The organism is Streptomyces liliiviolaceus, from assembly GCF_018070025.1.
GTDB classification, from domain to species: Bacteria; Actinomycetota; Actinomycetes; order Streptomycetales; family Streptomycetaceae; genus Streptomyces; species Streptomyces liliiviolaceus.
This window is the reverse complement of record NZ_JAGPYQ010000002.1, coordinates 917653-934260: the sequence shown is the minus strand read 5'-3', so window position 1 is coordinate 934260 and position 16608 is coordinate 917653. Positions and strand designations below refer to the sequence as shown.

Below are 16608 nucleotides of genomic sequence, written 5' to 3'. Positions count from 1 at the left end.
ACCGGCCGTTCGACAGCGCGCCGTGAGGGGACGGCCGTGGCAGCATCGACGACATGCTGCTCCGGTCCGTCCCCCGTCCGCTCTCCGCGCTGCTGGTGTGCCTGACGGCCCTGCTGCTCGCCGGCTGCTCGTCCACGGACACCGCCGGGAACGCGACCGGGAAGACGTCCGGGGACACGGACACCGCGACCGCCTCCGCTCCCGCGTGGGCCGACGGCATGGACACGGTCCGGGAGGCCGGGCTGCCCGCCGAGGCGCGCCGGACGCTCGCCCTCATCGACGCGGGCGGCCCCTTCCCGTACGCCAAGGACGGCACCGTCTTCGGGAACTTCGAGCGGGAGCTGCCGCGCCAGGAGCGCGGCTATTACCACGAGTACACGGTACGGACGCCCGGCGAGCGGGATCGCGGGGCCCGGCGCATTGTCACCGGGCGGGACGGCGAGGTCTACTACACCGATGATCACTACAACTCGTTCAGGGCGGTGCTGAGATGACGCACGACGAGCCGGGACACGACGAGCCGCGACACGACCTGCCGGGCCGCCACGTGGTCACCCTGGACCTCGACGGGGTCGCGGACAAGGCGGGCCTCATGGAGCGCTGCGTACGCGCCCTGGAGCTGCCGGAGTGGTTCGGCCGCAACTGGGACGCGCTCGCCGACAGCCTCACCGACCCGTCCGTGTGGCCCGCGGCCGCCGGCGAGCGGGGCCTGCTGGTCGTCGTCACCGGCTGGCGCACGTACGCGCGCGTCCGGCCCGACGAGTGGGAGACCGCCGAGGACGTCTTCGCCCAGGCGGCCGACCGCACCCCGGCGCTCACCGTGGCGCTGGCCCTCGGCGCCTAGGAGGATCCCACGAACAGCCCCCTGACCAGCCTGGACGATCGACCCAGGGCGTGTGGGCGGCCCCGCATGGGACAATGAAGTACGTGCTCTCCCTCGGGCTGTCCTGTCCGGGGGCCGCCTCTGATCGACTGGGATGTGCAGCACGTGCGTTTCCTCAACGACATCCAGCCCGCGTACGACCTGACGTACGACGACGTCTTCATGGTGCCGAGCCGTTCCGCGGTCGGCTCGCGGCAGGGCGTCGACCTGGCTTCGCCGGACGGCACCGGCACCACGATTCCCCTGGTGGTCGCCAACATGACCGCCATCGCGGGCCGCCGGATGGCCGAGACCGTGGCCCGCCGCGGCGGGCTCGTCGTCATCCCGCAGGACATCCCGATCGAGGTCGTCACCGAGGTCGTCTCCTGGGTCAAGAGCCGGCACCTCGTGCTGGACACCCCGATCGTCCTCGCCCCGCACCAGACCGTCGCCGACGCGCTGTCCCTGCTGCCCAAGCGCGCGCACAACGCCGGTGTCGTGGTGGACGGCGAGGGCCGGCCCGTCGGCGTGGTCACCGACGCCGACCTGAACGGCGTCGACCGCTTCACCCAGCTCTCCGAGGTCATGTCCCGGGACCTGCTGCTGCTCGACGCGGACATCGAGCCGGGCGAGGCGTTCGACAGGCTCGATCACGCCAACCGCCGGTACGCGCCCGCCGTGGACGAGGAGGGCCGCCTCGCCGGCATCCTCACCCGCAAGGGCGCCCTGCGTGCCACGCTCTACACACCCGCCACCGACGCGGACGGCAAGCTGCGCATCGCCGCCGCCGTCGGTATCAACGGCGATGTGGCGGGCAAGGCCAAGCAGTTGCTCGCCGCTGGCGTCGACACGCTCGTCGTGGACACCGCGCACGGCCACCAGGAGTCGATGCTCTCCGCGGTGCGGGCCGTCCGCGCGCTCGACCCCCAGGTGCCGATCGTCGCGGGCAACATCGTCGCCGCCGAGGGCGTACGCGATCTGATCGAGGCCGGCGCGGACATCATCAAGGTCGGGGTCGGACCCGGCGCCATGTGCACCACGCGCATGATGACCGGCGTGGGCCGCCCGCAGTTCTCGGCCGTCCTGGAGTGCGCGGCCGAGGCGAAGAAGCACGGCAAGCACGTGTGGGCCGACGGTGGTGTGCGGCACCCGCGCGATGTCGCCATGGCCCTGGCCGCGGGCGCGTCGAACGTGATGGTCGGCTCGTGGTTCGCCGGTACGTACGAGTCGCCGGGCGACCTTCAGCAGGACGCGAACGGGCGGCTGTACAAGGAGTCGTTCGGCATGGCGTCCGCGCGCGCGGTGCGCAACCGTACGTCTGAGGAGTCGGCGTACGACCGGGCGCGCAAGGCGCTGTTCGAGGAGGGGATCTCGACGTCCCGGATGTTCCTCGACCCGTCCCGGCCGGGGGTCGAGGACCTGGTCGACTCGATCATCGCGGGTGTGCGGTCCTCTTGTACGTATGCCGGTGCGAACTCTCTTGCGGAGTTCGCGGAGCGGGCGGTCGTGGGCGTGCAGAGTGCTGCGGGGTATGCGGAGGGGCAGCCGCTGCATGCCAGTTGGAGCTGACGGCTCCGCCGCCGGCGGGGGTGGGTGGGTGCGGGTTGACCGTGGCTGGTCGCGCAGTTCCCCGCGCCCCTAAAAGATTGCGCCGTTCCCCGCGCCCCTGAAAGCAACAGGCTGCGCCGTTGCCCGCGCCCCTGAAAGGCAAAAGGTCGCGCCGTTGCCCGTGCCCCTCGTGGGGGGTGCTCGCCCGTGCGCAATGAACGGTCGTCTGTGGGGGATGTGCGCAACGATCTTGCGGAGACGCGCATGGTTGCTGCATTACGGGTGGGAAGCGCGGGCTCATAGAGTCGTGCGCTGAGCGAAGTGTGGCGGGGACCCCGTGCACGGTGGTCCCCTCCGCGGGGCTGTCGTGGGGTCTCGCCGCCTCGAACGGCAGCGATGAAGGAGCCACCCGCGTGCACGACCACGGCGCACCACCGCAGTCCCGCAGTCATCCCTCGTCCGCCGGGCCCGGCGCGCGTCTGATGCGCCGCAAGCCCGTGGAGACCCTGGTCGCCGAGGGCGGCCAGGGCGAGGGCGGCAGCCTGCGGCGCTCCCTCGGGCTGTGGCAGCTGACGATGATCAGCATCGGCGCCACGCTCGGCACCGGCATCTTCGTGGTGCTCGGCGAGGCCGTTCCGAAGGCGGGCCCGGCCGTCACTGTCTCCTTCGTGATCGCCGGACTCACCGCGCTCTTCTCGGCCCTCTCGTACGCCGAACTTGCGGGCACCATCCCGGTCTCCGGATCCTCGTACTCGTACACCTACGCCACCATGGGCGAGCTGATCGCCTGGATCTGCGGCTGGTGTCTCGTCCTGGAGTACGGCGTCTCCGTCGCGGCCGTGGCCGTCGGCTGGGGCGAGTACCTGAACGAGCTGCTCGACGGCACGATCGGCGTCACCATCCCGGACGCGCTCTCCGCGCCGCCCGGGGACGGCGGGATCTTCAACCTGCCCGCGCTGATCGTCGTGCTGCTCGCCATGGCGTTCCTGCTGGGCGGCGCCCGCGAGTCCGCGCGCGCCAACACCGTCATGGTCGTCGTCAAGATCGCCGCGCTGCTGCTGTTCTGCCTCATCGGCGTGCAGGGCTTCCGCTCCGGCAACTACGAGAACTTCATGCCGCTGGGCATGGCGGGCGTCAGCGCCGCCGGAGCCACCCTCTTCTTCTCCTACATCGGCTTCGACGCCGCCTCCACCGCGGGCGAGGAGGCCAGGAACGCGCAGCGCGACCTGCCGCGCGCGATCATGCTCTCCCTGATCATCGTGACCGCCCTGTACGTGCTCGTCGCGGCCGTCGCCGTCGGTGCCATGCCCTGGCGGGAGTTCACCGACTCGGAGGCCGCGCTCGCCGGGATCATGAAGGACGTCACCGGCGACGCCGTCTGGGGCACGCTGCTCGCGGCCGGCGCGGTCATCGCCATCGCGAGCGTCGTCCTGACCGTGCTCTACGGGCAGACCCGCATCCTCTTCGCCATGTCCCGCGACGGACTCGTGCCCAAGGTCTTCTCCCGCGTCCACGCGAAGAGCGGGACCCCGCGCGTCAACACCGTCATCGTGTCCTCGTTCTGCGGTGTCCTCGCCGCCGCGATCCCGCTCGGACAGCTCGCCGACGCGACCAGCATCGGCACGCTCTTCGCCTTCGCGCTGGTGAATGTGGCCGTCGTGGTCCTGCGGCGTACGCGGCCCGGGATGCCCCGGACGTTCCGGGTGCCGCTGTCGCCGCTGATGCCCGCGCTGGGCTTCGGCTTCTGCGTGTGGATGATGGGCAGCCTCGACACTGTGACCTGGGTGGTCTTCGGGGTCTGGATGGCCGTCGGGCTCGTGTTCTACTTCAGTTACGGCTATCGCCGCTCCCGCCTCGCCACTCCAGAGAAGTGATCCACCCGCAGTGCTGAACGATCTCGACGAACGTATCGTGCACGCCCTTGCCGAGGACGCTCGGCGCTCCTACGCCGACATCGGGCAGGAGATCGGGCTGTCCGCGCCCGCCGTGAAGCGGCGGGTGGACCGGCTGCGGTCCAGTGGGGCCATCACCGGGTTCACCGTGCGGGTGGACCCCGCGGCGCTCGGGTGGGAGACCGAGGGGTTCGTCGAGATCTACTGCCGCCGGAACACCTCGCCGGAGACGATCCAGCGGGGGCTGGAGCGGTATCAGGAGGTGGTGGCCGCTTCCACCGTCACGGGGGAGGCGGACGCGGTGGTGCAGGTGTTCGCCTCCGACATGCGGCACTTCGAGCGGGTGCTTGAGCGGATCGCGGGGGAGGCGTTCGTCGAGCGGACGAAGTCCGTGCTGGTGCTTTCGCCGTTGTTGCGGAGGTTTTCTTCCGGGGCGCCGACGTGACGCTTCCGCTGGGGGGCGTTGTTCGGCTGCGGGTCCGGTGGGGGCTGGTCGCGCAGTTCCCCGCGCCCCTGAAAAGCCGGCCCTCTTGCGACCCGTAGGGGCTCCTGTGCGGGTCGGTGGGGGTTGCTCGCGCCGTTCCCCGCGCCCCTCAAAAGCAAAAGACTGCGCCGTTCCCCGTGCCCCTGAAAGCAGGCGGGCTAGCATCTTGGTGTGATCTGGCGACATTGAGTTAGACGTTGTGCCTCCCGAGGGCCGCCTCGGATGCCGTGTTTCGGCGTCCGGACTCCTCGTGGCTCTTTCGGGAAGGCCCCATGACACTCTCTTCCGCACGGCGGTTGGCCGTCGTGCTGTACGGCTATGCGTTTCTCGACGACTTCGTGCTGCTCTACCCGGTGTACGCGTTGCTGTTCGCCGACAGCGGGCTCACGGTGTGGCAGATCTCCTCGCTCTTCGCCCTCTGGTCCGTCACCGGAGTCGTGCTGGAGATACCGTCCGGCGCCTGGGCCGACGCCGTCTCACGGCGGCTGCTCCTGTGGGTCGGGCCGCTGCTCACCGCCGCCGGATTCACGCTCTGGGTGCTCGTGCCCTCGTACTGGGCGTTCGCCCTCGGGTTCGTGCTCTGGGGAATCAAAGGGGCGCTGGGCTCCGGCGCGCTGGAGGCGCTGGTGTACGAGGAGCTCGAACGGCTCGGTGCCGGCGGCAGTTACGGGCGTGTGATGGGCCGGGCCCGGGCGGCGGGGCTCGTGGGCGTGATGGCGGCGATGGGCCTGGCCGGACCGGTCTTCGCGTACGGCGGCTATCCGGTCGTCGGGGCCGCCAGTGTGCTGGCCTGTCTGCTGACGTCCGCCGTCGCGACACGGTTCCCCGAGCACCGGGCGGCGGACCCCGGGGCCAGGTCCGGCGAGGGATGGGCCGGGCCGCTGCGGGCCGGGTTCGCCGAGGCCCGCGCGGACCGGTCCGTACGCGCCGCCCTGCTGGTCGTACCGGCCGTCACGGCGGTGTGGGGCGCCCTCGACGAGTACACGCCCCTGCTCGTCCGGGACACGGGCGTCGCCGAGAACGACGTGTCGCACTGGCTGTTGCTGGTCTGGGCGGGAGCGACGGTCGGCGGGCTGCTGGCCGGACCGGCCCAGCGGTGGGGCAGAGGCGGGTTCGCCGGGATCCTGGCGGGCTCCGCGCTGGCGCTCGCCCTGGGCGCGGGGGCGCGCACCCCGGCCGGGATCGGCCTGGTCGCGGTCGCCTTCTGCGGGTTCCAGCTGGCGAGCGTCCTGGCCGACGCCCGGCTCCAGGAGAGCATCGAGGGAACCGGCCGGGCCACCCTGACCTCCGTCGCCGGGGTCGGCACCGACCTGGCCACCGTCGCCGTGTTCGGCGCCTACGCGGTGGTCGGGTCGGCGACCTCGCACGCCACCGCCTTCGCACTGTCGGCGGTGCCCTATCTCCTCACGGCGCTGATCGTCGCCGCCGGGAGGAGCGCGGCTAGAACTTCGGAAGCCACGGCACGACCGTGAAGTCGCCCGTGCCCTTCTTCACCTTCTCGAAGGGCGCGGAGCTGACGCACCTGGGCAGGCCCCCGACGGGGCCGCCCGTGGCGGCCCAGCTGTAGCCGAGACGGTCGTGCCGTCCGGTGTCGTGGACGGTGACACCGACCCGTTTGCCCTTCGCACCGGGCAGATCGGAGTCGGTGATCACACCGGAGACGACCGCCACCCTGCCGCCGGTGAGCAGGCAGTCCACCTCGGCCTTCGCCCACGCGCCTTCGCCGCCGGCGTAGTGGCTCCACTCGAAGGTGCCCGTCGCCTTCAGCGGATCGTCGTTGTCCTTCGCCGCCAGACGCGCGTCGAAGGAGAACGTGATGTCGTCACCGGCGGACCGGTACAGCTTCGCGCTGCCGGTGAGCGCGGCGGCCTCCCGCGCGGCCTTGCCGGAGGCGGTCGCGGAGGCGGTTGCGGAGGCCGGCCCGTCCTCCGCTCCGAACGCGGTCGCCGATCCGGCGAGTCCGGCGGTGAGAAGCAGGGCCGCGCCCAGCACGGCGGTCCTCCTGCCGCGGTTCCCGAATGTCCATCGGCGGTTCATGACGCTCCTTCCGGTGGGTGGTGCGGACGGCTCTCACTGTCCCGGCGCCCGGTACGCGTCACATCCCGCCGTGGACGTCACTCCGGGTCGACCGCCCGGCTGATGAGCGTCCGCGGCCTCAACCCACAGGATGAGAGTTTTCAGGCCTGGGCCACGCAACGAATCGTCGCGAGACAGCTGAAGGACGCAACGATGCGCGCACCGGCACGCAACGGCTCCTCCTTGTCCGCCCGACCCCCCGCCCGTACCGTCGATCTGGCCGCCAGTCCGGCCCCCGACACCCCTTCCGCCCGGTGAGGAACACGCATGCGCACCGCCCTGCTCCAGAGCTCCGGCCGCCCCGGATCCGTCGTCGGGAACCTCAAGGTCCTCGACGAGGCCGCGGGCCGTGCCGCCGCCGCGGGCGCCGGGCTGCTGATCGCCCCGGAGCTGTTCCTCACCGGGTACGCGATCGGCGCCGACGTGCACCGGCTCGCCGAGCCCGCCGACGGGGACTCCGCGGACGAGATCGCCGAGATCGCCGGGCGGCACGGCCTCGCCGTCGTCTACGGCTACCCGGAGCGTGCGTCGGACCTGGTCTTCAACTCCGCGCAGCTCATCTCCGCCGACGGCACGCGCCTCGCGAACTACCGCAAGACCCATCTCTTCGGCTGCTTCGAGCAGGAGTGGTTCACGCCCGGCGACGAGCCGGTCGTCCAGGCCGAGCTGGACGGTCTCCGTGTGGGTCTCATGATCTGCTACGACGTGGAGTTCCCGGAGAACGTCCGCGCGCACGCCCTCGCCGGCACCGATCTGCTCGTGGTGCCCACGGCCCAGATGCATCCGTTCCAGTTCGTCGCCGAGTCCGTCGTGCCCGTACGGGCCTTCGAGAACCAGCTGTACGTCGCGTACGTCAACCGGGTCGGCACGGAAGGGGAGTTCGAGTTCGTCGGGCTCTCCACGCTGGCAGGACCCGACGGCGGCGCCCGGGCCCGCGCGGGCCGCACCGAGGAACTCGTCCTCGGCGACGTGGACCCGGTGTTCCTCGCCGCCTCGCGCGAGGCCAACCCGTACCTGAAGGACCGCCGCCCCGGCCTCTACGGGGCCCTCGGCCGACACCCCCGTACGACCTGACGAGAACCACCAGCCCCACCCCCCCCAGCTTTCGCGCAAGGAGTCCGTACCCCATGACGTCCACGGTGCCCCCCGCCGTCCCGCACACCGACGCGCAGCCGCCGATCACCATGTTCGGCCCGGACTTCCCGTACGCGTACGACGACTTCCTCGCGCACCCCGCGGGACTCGGCCAGATACCCGCGACCGAGCTGGGCACCGAGGTGGCGGTCATCGGCGGCGGCCTCTCCGGCATCGTGACGGCGTACGAGCTGATGAAGATGGGCCTCAAGCCCGTCGTGTACGAGGCGGACAAGATCGGCGGGCGGCTGCGGACGGTCGGGTTCGAGGGCTGCGACCCCTCGCTGACCGCCGAGATGGGCGCCATGCGCTTTCCGCCCTCCTCCACGGCGCTCCAGCACTACATCGACCTGGTGGGGCTGCGGACCGAACCGTTCCCCAACCCGCTCTCCGAGACCACGCCCTCGACCGTCGTCGACCTCAAGGGCGAGTCGCACTACGCCCGGACGCTCGCCGACCTGCCGCAGGTCTACCGGGACGTCGCCGCCGCCTGGAACGCCTGCCTGGAGGAGGGCGCCGACTTCTCCGACATGAACCAGGCGATGCGCGAGCGGGACGTGCCGCGCATCCGGGAGATCTGGGCGAAGCTCGTCGAGAAGCTCGACAACCAGACCTTCTACGGATTCCTCTGTGACTCGACGGCCTTCAGGTCCTTCCGGCACCGGGAGATCTTCGGGCAGGTCGGCTTCGGCACGGGCGGCTGGGACACCGACTTCCCGAACTCCATCCTGGAGATCCTGCGCGTCGTCTACACCGAGGCCGACGACCACCACCGCGGGATCGTCGGCGGCAGCCAGCAGCTGCCGCTGCGCCTGTGGGAGCGCGAGCCCGAGAAGATCGTGCACTGGGCGTACGGGACCTCGCTGGCCTCGCTGCACGGCGGGGAGCCGCGGCCGGCCGTGACCCGGCTCAACCGCACCGCGGGCAACCGGATCACCGTGACCGACGCCGCCGGTGACATCCGTACGTACCGGGCGGCGGTCTTCACCGCGCAGTCCTGGATGCTGCTGTCCAAGGTCGCCTGCGACGACGCGCTGTTCCCGATCGACCACTGGACGGCGATCGAGCGCACGCACTACATGGAGAGCTCCAAGCTGTTCGTGCCGGTGGACCGGCCGTTCTGGCTGGACAAGGACGCGGAGACCGGGCGGGACGTCATGTCGATGACGCTCACCGACCGTATGACGCGGGGCACTTACCTCCTCGACAACGGCCCGGACCGGCCCGCTGTCATCTGCCTCTCCTACACGTGGTGCGACGACAGTCTGAAGTGGTTGCCGCTGTCCGCGAACGAGCGGATGGAGGTGATGCTGAAGTCGCTCGGGGAGATCTATCCGAAGGTCGACATCAGGAAGCACGTCATCGGCAGTCCGGTGACCGTGTCCTGGGAGAACGAGCCGTACTTCATGGGCGCGTTCAAGGCGAACCTGCCTGGTCACTACCGGTATCAGCGGCGCCTGTTCACGCACTTCATGCAGGACCGGCTGCCCGAGGACAAGCGGGGGATCTTCCTCGCGGGGGACGACATCTCGTGGACGGCGGGGTGGGCGGAGGGGGCTGTGCAGACCGCTCTCAACGCGGTGTGGGGGGTCATGCACCACTTCGGTGGTGGGACCGATGCGGGCAATCCCGGGCCCGGGGACGTCTACGACGAGATAGCCCCGCTGGAACTCCCGGAGGACTGAGGTCCCCCTCCGGGGGCGAGCGCCGCTGCCCGTCCTGCCTTTGCCCGCGGCCCCGGCGGGGGCTGAGCGCGCAGTTCCCCGCGCCCCTGACGGGGCACCGCCCCTTGGTTCGGTTTTCTCTGCGGGCCGGTGGGGGCTGAGCGCGCAGTTCCCCGCGCCCCTGAGGGGCGGGCGCCGCGCGTGGCCATGAGTCTGCGGGCCAGCGGGGGCGGGCCGCGCCGTTCCTCGCGCCCCTGGCGGGGCCTGCGCCCTTAAGGGGCGCGGGGAACTGCGCGCTCAGCCCCCACCGACCGGTAGACAGGTCACTACCCCAGGGGCGTGCCCCTTCAGGGGCGCGGGGAACTGCGCGACCAGCCCCCACCGGGGCCGCAGGTGATCAGCGGGCGGGCCGTGCCCTGTAGGGCGGGGGCTCCAGGGGTGTGAGTAGGCAGCGGCCGACCAGGCCCACCCCCGCGTCGAGGCGGTCCGTGAACTCCTCCGCCATGTCGGGGAGTTCCCGCAACGCCCAGACCGCCCGCGCAGCGGACCACGCCGCGTCCCGGGCCCGGTCGAGGCTCCACGCCCCCAGCAGATGCGTCAGCGGATCGGCGATCTGGAGCAGGTCGGGCCCCGGCATCAGGTCCTCACGGATCCGCTCCTCCAGAGAGATCAGGACCTCGCCGACCCGGTCGAACTCGTCCTCCAGCTCCCCCGGTTCGCAGCCGAGCGTACGACACGCGTCCACCACCGCGAGCGCGAGATCGTGCCCGATGTGCGCATTGATACCGGCGAGGGCGAACTGCAGCGGACGTACCCCCGGATGCCCCCGCAACTGGAACAGCGGCCGCCAGCAGGCGGGCGGCCGGCGGTCCCGGGCGACCGCCTCGACCGCCCCGAGGTACCGCTCCGCGAACCGCACATCCAGCGTGACCGCGGCCCGTACGTCGCTGAAGTGCCCCGCGTCCACACGTCTGGAGACCTCCTCGGTGACGGCGAGGTACACCCGGTTGAAGACCGCGACACCGTCCCGCTCCGGCCAGAGCGCGTCGAGCGCACGCATACGGCGTACCACCGCGTCGAGGCCGTGGACGAGGACCGTGTCTTGCGCGAAGCGCTCCAACCGCACCATGGGGGCAGGGTCCCAGGCCTAGGCTGTGCCGAGGGCCGCCGGGCCGGTCGCTTCCCCAGAACGGGGGATTACGCGGGACCCGGAGGAGGGGGAGCACCACGTGTCAGTCCGACGTGCCGAGCGTCTGGCCGCCCGCCGGGCGGAGCGCCGACGCGCCGCCCGGCGCGGTGCCATGGTGGCGCTGGCCTCCGCCGTCGTCGCGGCCGGCACCGTGACGGGGGTGATGTCCGCGCTGGACGGCGGTGGGGGCGGAGACGAGGCGCGCCCCGACGTGTCCGGCACACCCTTCCTGCAGCCGCTGCCCTACCTGCCCACCCCTCTGCCGTCGGCGACCTCCGGCTCCCCGTCGCCCTCGCCCTCGCCGTCCGCGTCGGCGTCGAAGGCGAGGCCAGGCCCGAAGCCGTCGAAGTCCGTGGCAGCGGAGCCGAGGACCGAGCCCGCGTCCGCGCGGCTGTACCGCCACGGCGACTCCCAGGTCCTGGACTGGGTCCGGGCCAACCCCGACGACCCGCGCCGCCCGGTCATCGAGTCCCGGATAGCCGACCGCCCCGCCGCGGTCTGGTTCGCGGACTACACGCCGTCGAACATCACCGCCCGCGTCAGGGCGGTCACCTCGGCCGGGGCGGCGAAGGGCGGCGTGCCCGTCGTCGTCCCGTACGCGATACCGGACCGCGACTGCGGCGGGGCCTCGCAGGGCGGCGCGCCCGACCTCGGCGCGTACGACGGGTGGATCGAGAAGTTCGCGGCGGGCCTCGGCAGCCGTGAGGTCGTGGTGATCCTGGAGCCCGACGCGATCGCCCAGTCGGACTGTCTCTCCGAGGGGCAACGGACTGCCCGTTTCGACGCGTTGGCCCGCGCCGGCCGGGTTCTGAAGACCGCGAATCCGAACGCGCGGGTCTACTTCGACGCGGGCCACTCGGACTGGAACTCGCCGCGGAAGCAGGCCGGACTGCTGCGCCGGGCCGGAGCCGCGTCCGGCGCCTCCTCGGACGGGATCTTCAGCAACGTCTCCAACTTCAACCGCACGGGCGACGAGGTCGCGTACGCCCGCCGGACCCTCGACGCGCTCGGCGGCCCGGCGAGCCTGGGAGCCGTCATCGACACCAGCCGCAACGGCAACGGCGCCCCGGCCGACGGCGAGTGGTGCGACCCCGCGGGCCGCAAACTGGGACAGGCGCCGACCCTGAGCACCGGAGAGGCCAGGATCGACGCCTATCTGTGGGTGAAGCTGCCGGGCGAGTCCGACGGCTGCCGGGGTACGCCGGGAACGTTCACGCCGGACTACGCCTACGACTTGGCGCGCTGACCGTCCGTCGGGCCGGAGCCGGCCCCGGGGCCGCCTTCGGAGCTGTAGGAGGACGTGCCCTCGTCCAGCAGCGGTTCCTGCGACTTGAGGTGCGCGGGGGCCATCGCCCGCAGCGCGTGGTAGCCGGTGATGACGACGAGCGTGCCGAGCGCGATACCGCTCAGCGAGAAGGTGTCGGTGAACTTCATCGTGACGTCGCCGACGCCGATGATGATGCCCGCCGCGGCCGGTACCAGGTTCAGCGGATTGCGCAGGTCCACCCCGGCGTTGAGCCAGATCTGCGCGCCGAGCAGGCCGATCATGCCGTACAGGATGACGGTGATCCCGCCGAGCACCCCGCCCGGGATGGCGGCCACGACCGCGCCGAACTTCGGGCAGAGCCCGAAGAGCAGCGCGAAGCCGGCGGCGGCCCAGTAGGCGGCCGTGGAGTAGACCCGGGTCGCCGCCATGACACCGATGTTCTCGGAGTACGTGGTGTTGGGCGGGCCGCCCACGGCGGTGGAGAGCATCGAGCCGACGCCGTCCGCGGAGATCGCGGTGCCCAGTTTGTCGTCCAGCGGGTCGCCGGTCATCTCGCCGACGGCCTTCACATGGCCCGCGTTCTCGGCGACCAGCGCGATCACGACGGGCAGGGCCACGAGGATCGCCGACCACTCGAAGGACGGACCGTGGAACGCCGGCAGCCCGATCCAGTCCGCCGAGCCGACACCGGAGAGGTCGAGCCGCCAGTGGTCGGTGACCTCGCCGCTCGCGTCGGCCGAGTGGATCCGGCCGAAGACCAGGTCGAAGAGCCACGAGATCCCGTACCCGAAGATCAGGCCGAGGAAGATCGCGATCCGTGACCAGAAACCGCGCAGGCACACCACCGCCAGACCGGTGAACAGCATCACGAGCAGCGCCGTCCACTGGTCCTGCGGCCAGTAGGTGGCGGCGGTGACCGGGGCCAGGTTGAAGCCGATCAGCATGACGACCGCGCCCGTGACGATCGGCGGCATCGCGGCGTGGATGATCCGCGCGCCGAACCGCTGCACCGCGAGGCCGACCAGGAACAGCACGGCGCCCACGACGAACACGGCGCCTGTCACGGTCGCGCTGGAGCCGCCCTGCGCCCGGATCACCGCGGCGACGCCCACGAAGGAGAGCGAGCAGCCCAGATAACTGGGTACCCGGCCGCGGGTCGCGAGCAGGAAGATCACCGTCGAGACGCCCGACATCATGATCGCCAGATTCGGGTCGAGACCCATCAGGACGGGCGCTACGAAGGATGCCCCGAACATCGCCACCACGTGCTGGGCGCCGAGGCCCGCCGTCCGTGGCCACGAGAGCCGTTCGTCGGGGCGGACGACCGCTCCGGGTGCGGGCGACCGCCCGTCACCGTGCAGTTTCCAGCGCACGCCGAGGTCCATGGTGGGTATTCGCTTTCTCTGCACCTCGGACGCGCGTCCGAGATTCCGTACGTGAAGATCAGCGCCATGGTAGGGGGGAGCCGGAGGAGCGGCCGGTTCAGGGCCGCGAGTCCGGAACCTTCGCGTCCGACACCTTGCCGAGCGCGCCCGCGACCTGGGCGCTAGACGTACGGCCGCTGGTCCGCAGGACCCCGGCGAACGCGGCGAGCCCGAAGGCCAGCACGGTCACGAGCACGAAGGACGTCACCAGGCTCGTCGCGTCCGCAACGGTTCCGATGGCGGACGGCGCGATCAGCCCCGAGGTGTACGTGATGGTGGCGACGCCCGCGATGGCCTGGGACGGGTTGGGGCCGCTGCGGCCCGCCGCGGCGAAGCAGAGCGGTACGACGACGGCTATGCCGAGGCCCAGCAGGGCGAAACCCGTCATGGCCAGGACCGCGTTCTGCGCCAGTACGACGAGCAGGGCGCCGGCGGTGGCGAGGAGCCCGCTGACCCGGACGGTGCGCACCGGGCCGAACCGGTCCACCACCGCGTCACCGGCGAGCCGCGCGACCGCCATGGTGAGGGTGAAGGCGGTCGTGCACGCGGCGGCGAGTCCCGCCGAGGTGCCGATGACGTCCCGCAGATAGACCGCCGACCAGTCCAGGCTCGCCCCCTCCGCGAACACCGCGCAGAAGCCGATCGCGCCGATGAGCAGCGCCGACCTGGGCGGCAGCGCGAAACGCGGGGGCGCCTCCTCGTCCTCGGTGGCCCGCAGGTCCAGTACGCCCTGGCAGGCGACCGTGCCGAGCACGGTGAGCGTCACCGCGGCGAGCGCGTGGTGCAGCCGGGCGTCCGTGCCCAGGTGCGCGGCGAGCGTTCCGCCGGCCGAGCCGATCAGGGCGCCCGCGCTCCACATGCCGTGCAGCCCGGACATGATCGACTTGTCCAGGCGGTTCTCGACCTCGACGCCCAGGGCGTTCATCGCCACGTCGGCCATGCCGGCGGTCGCGCCGTACACGAAGAGGGCCAGGCACAGGGTGAGCAGGTTCGGGGCGAGGGCCGGGAGGACGAGGGCGAGCGTCCACAGCGCCATGAGTCCGCGCAGGGCCGTGCGGGCGCCGAAGCGGTGGCTGACGCTGCCCGCGAGGGGCATCGCCAGGGAGGCGCCGATGGCGGGGAAGGCGAGGGCCAGGCCGAGCTGGCCCGCGCTCACCGAGGCGTGGTCCTGGATCCACGGGACGCGGGTCGCGAACGAGCCGGTGACGGCGCCGTGCACGGCGAACACCGCCGCCACGGCGTACCGGGAGCGCTTCACCTCGCGCAGGTCGTAGACCACTTCGCTCATTCTCCCGGCCCCTGTCCGTCGACCCCGGCGGTCCCGGCGGTCGACTGTCGTCTCTCCACTCTGCCGCCGCAAACTATCAGGCACCCTGCCTGATAGATAGACTGTTTTTGCGCCCGCCACAGCAGTCCGCAGCAGCCCGTATCGATCTGGAAGGATCCCGGCATGCCCGCATCACCGAGTACCGCCCGGGCCATCAACGACCGGCTCGCCCTGCGGCTGCTGCAGCAGGAAGGCCCTCTGACGGCAGGGCAGTTGAAGAAACTCACCGGACTGTCCCGGCCCTCGGTCGCCGACCTCGTGGAACGCCTCGCCGAGGCCGGGCTGATCGGCGTGGTCGGGGAGTCCGGCGAACAGCGGCGCGGCCCGAACGCCCGGCTGTACGGGATCGTCGCCGACCGGGCGCACCTGGCGGCCCTCGACGTGCGCACCGAGGGGGTGGCCGTGGTCGTCGCGGATCTGCTGGGCTCGGTGCTGGCCGAGGCGTCGGTGCCGATCGCCGACGAGACGGACACCGGGCCCGCGGTGGAGCAGGCGGTCGCGCTGGTCGAGCGCACGGCGAAGGAGGCGGGTGTCGAGCGGCTGCACACCGTCGGGGTGGGGGCTCCCGGACTGATCGATCCCGCGACCGGTGAGCTGCGCGACTCCACGGGCCTGCCCGAGTGGCACAGGCGTCTCGCCGCGGCCCTTCAGGAGCGTTTCCAGGCGCGGGTCGTCGTGGAGAACGAGACGAACCTCGCGGCGCTGGCCGAGCAGCGTGAGGGGGCCGCGCGGGATCGCGACACCTTCGTGCTGCTCTGGCTCGGGCACGGCATCGGGGCGGCGGTGGTCCTGGATGGGGTGCTGCGCCGGGGTGCGTCCGGGGGGACCGGCGAGATCGGCTTCCTGCCGGTGCCGGGGACGGGCGGGATGCCGTCCGCGACGGATTGCGAGGGTGGGTTCCACTCGCTCGCGGGGGCGGCGGCGATCGCCGAACTGGCGCGCGGGTACGGGGTGGTGGCGCCTGTCGTGGCGCATGAGCCGTATGCGGCGGCGTTGGTGCGGGAGGCTGTGTCTCGGGTGGACTCCGGCTCCGAGCCGGCTCTGGCATTCGGCTCCGAGCCGGTCCTGGCCTCCGGCTCCGTGCCGGTCCCGGAGGCCGGAGGCGTAGTGGATCCGTCTGCGGGCAGTGGGGGTGGGCCGGGCAGTTCCCCGCGCCCCTTGGGCGCGGAGGCCGGGCGTCCGGCGGATCTGTCCGCGGGCAGTGGGGGTGGGCCGCGCAGTTCCCCGCGCCCCTTGGGCGCGGAGGCCGGGCGTCCGGCGGATCTGTCTGCGGGTGGTGGGGGTGGGCCGCGCAGTTCCCCGCGCTCCTTCGGGGGTGCCGGCTCGGCCTCGGGGTTTCTCGATGCGCTTGCCGATCGTGTCGCTCTCGGGGCCGCTTCCGTCATCGCCGTGCTCGATCCGGGGTGTGTGGTGCTGGCCGGGGAGATCGGGCGGGCGGGTGGAGAGGTGCTCGCGGCCCGGGTGCGGGAGCGGCTCGGGCGGATGACTCCGCTGCCCACGGAGGTGCGGGCCGGAACGCTGGGCGGCGGCGCCGTGCTGCGCGGCGCCCTGCTGGTGGCCCGGGACGGCGCCCAGGACGAGCTGTTCGCGCCTCCGGAGAGGTGAACCCGGGACCGTGACGGGGAACGGAGACCCGGCGGCGGGGCAAGGGCCTCCGTCACCGCCGCCGGGTCGATCTGGGGCGGGTCGGCGAACGCGACCCGGAGAGGCGCCGGTGCACGCTGACCCTAGAGAGGACTAG

Annotated in this window: 14 protein-coding genes; 10 read left to right on the top strand and 4 right to left on the bottom strand. The window is 72.0% G+C overall.

Annotated features, from left to right (window positions below):
- The first annotated feature begins 53 nt into the window (after positions 1–53).
- The 6 genes from J8N05_RS39460 to J8N05_RS39435 all read left to right on the top strand — a co-directional run bounded on the left by J8N05_RS39460 (position 54) and on the right by J8N05_RS39435 (position 6258).
- A complete protein-coding gene (locus tag J8N05_RS39460; RefSeq protein ID WP_210891783.1) occupies positions 54–494 on the top strand; it encodes a ribonuclease domain-containing protein in 441 nt (146 codons plus the stop codon).
- On the top strand, positions 491–844 hold the full coding sequence (locus J8N05_RS39455) for a barstar family protein (protein WP_210891781.1): 354 nt from the start codon (positions 491–493) through the stop codon (positions 842–844). Before J8N05_RS39460 ends, J8N05_RS39455 begins: the two co-directional genes overlap by 4 nt.
- Before the next feature lie 144 nt (positions 845–988).
- A complete protein-coding gene (locus tag J8N05_RS39450) occupies positions 989–2431 on the top strand; it encodes a GuaB1 family IMP dehydrogenase-related protein (protein WP_210894145.1) in 1443 nt (480 codons plus the stop codon).
- 392 nt (positions 2432–2823) lie between these two features.
- The gene (locus J8N05_RS39445) at positions 2824–4284 is read left to right on the top strand and encodes an amino acid permease (protein WP_210891779.1); all 1461 of its coding nucleotides are present in this window, start codon (positions 2824–2826) and stop codon (positions 4282–4284) included.
- A 10-nt stretch (positions 4285–4294) separates the two neighbouring features.
- Positions 4295–4747, top strand: a complete 453-nt coding sequence (locus J8N05_RS39440) for an Lrp/AsnC family transcriptional regulator (RefSeq protein ID WP_210891777.1) — start codon at positions 4295–4297, stop codon at positions 4745–4747.
- A 311-nt stretch (positions 4748–5058) separates the two neighbouring features.
- A complete protein-coding gene (locus J8N05_RS39435; RefSeq protein WP_210891774.1) occupies positions 5059–6258 on the top strand; it encodes an MFS transporter in 1200 nt (399 codons plus the stop codon).
- Here J8N05_RS39435 and J8N05_RS39430 read toward each other — a convergent pair.
- Entirely contained in the window at positions 6227–6823 is a 597-nt protein-coding gene (locus J8N05_RS39430; RefSeq protein ID WP_210891772.1) for a Repetin, read from the bottom strand. The two genes, J8N05_RS39435 and J8N05_RS39430, sit on opposite strands and share 32 nt — an antisense overlap.
- Positions 6824–7129: 306 nt before the next feature.
- Between J8N05_RS39430 and J8N05_RS39425 the strand changes: the two genes are divergently transcribed.
- Together J8N05_RS39425 and J8N05_RS39420 are read left to right on the top strand one after the other, a co-directional pair.
- Positions 7130–7936 (top strand): carbon-nitrogen hydrolase family protein, encoded by an 807-nt coding sequence (locus tag J8N05_RS39425; RefSeq protein WP_210891770.1) that lies wholly within the window; start codon positions 7130–7132, stop codon positions 7934–7936.
- Positions 7937–7989: 53 nt separating this feature from the next.
- Positions 7990–9681, top strand: coding sequence for a flavin monoamine oxidase family protein (locus J8N05_RS39420; protein ID WP_210891768.1), 1692 nt, complete (start codon positions 7990–7992; stop codon positions 9679–9681).
- Positions 9682–10057: 376 nt separating this feature from the next.
- Here J8N05_RS39420 and J8N05_RS39415 read toward each other — a convergent pair whose 3' ends face one another.
- Complete coding sequence (locus J8N05_RS39415; protein WP_210891766.1) at positions 10058–10789, bottom strand: DUF5995 family protein; 732 nt, start codon at positions 10787–10789, stop codon at positions 10058–10060.
- A gap of 172 nt (positions 10790–10961) precedes the next feature.
- Here J8N05_RS39415 and J8N05_RS39410 point away from each other — a divergent pair, with 172 nt between their 5' ends.
- Entirely contained in the window at positions 10962–12095 is a 1134-nt protein-coding gene (locus J8N05_RS39410; RefSeq protein ID WP_210894143.1) for a glycoside hydrolase family 6 protein, read from the top strand.
- On the opposite strand, the gene J8N05_RS39405 is transcribed toward J8N05_RS39410, so the two are convergent.
- Both J8N05_RS39405 and J8N05_RS39400 read right to left on the bottom strand, forming a co-directional pair.
- Complete coding sequence (locus J8N05_RS39405; RefSeq protein WP_210891764.1) at positions 12077–13501, bottom strand: uracil-xanthine permease family protein; 1425 nt, start codon at positions 13499–13501, stop codon at positions 12077–12079. The genes J8N05_RS39410 and J8N05_RS39405 overlap by 19 nt on opposite strands.
- A gap of 97 nt (positions 13502–13598) precedes the next feature.
- Positions 13599–14828, bottom strand: coding sequence for an MFS transporter (locus tag J8N05_RS39400; protein WP_210891762.1), 1230 nt, complete (start codon positions 14826–14828; stop codon positions 13599–13601).
- A 162-nt stretch (positions 14829–14990) separates the two neighbouring features.
- On the opposite strand from J8N05_RS39400, the gene J8N05_RS39395 reads away from it, so the two are divergent.
- Positions 14991–16472: an ROK family transcriptional regulator gene (locus tag J8N05_RS39395; protein ID WP_210891760.1), complete on the top strand. Its 1482-nt coding sequence runs from the start codon at positions 14991–14993 to the stop codon at positions 16470–16472.
- Positions 16473–16608 lie beyond the last annotated feature (136 nt).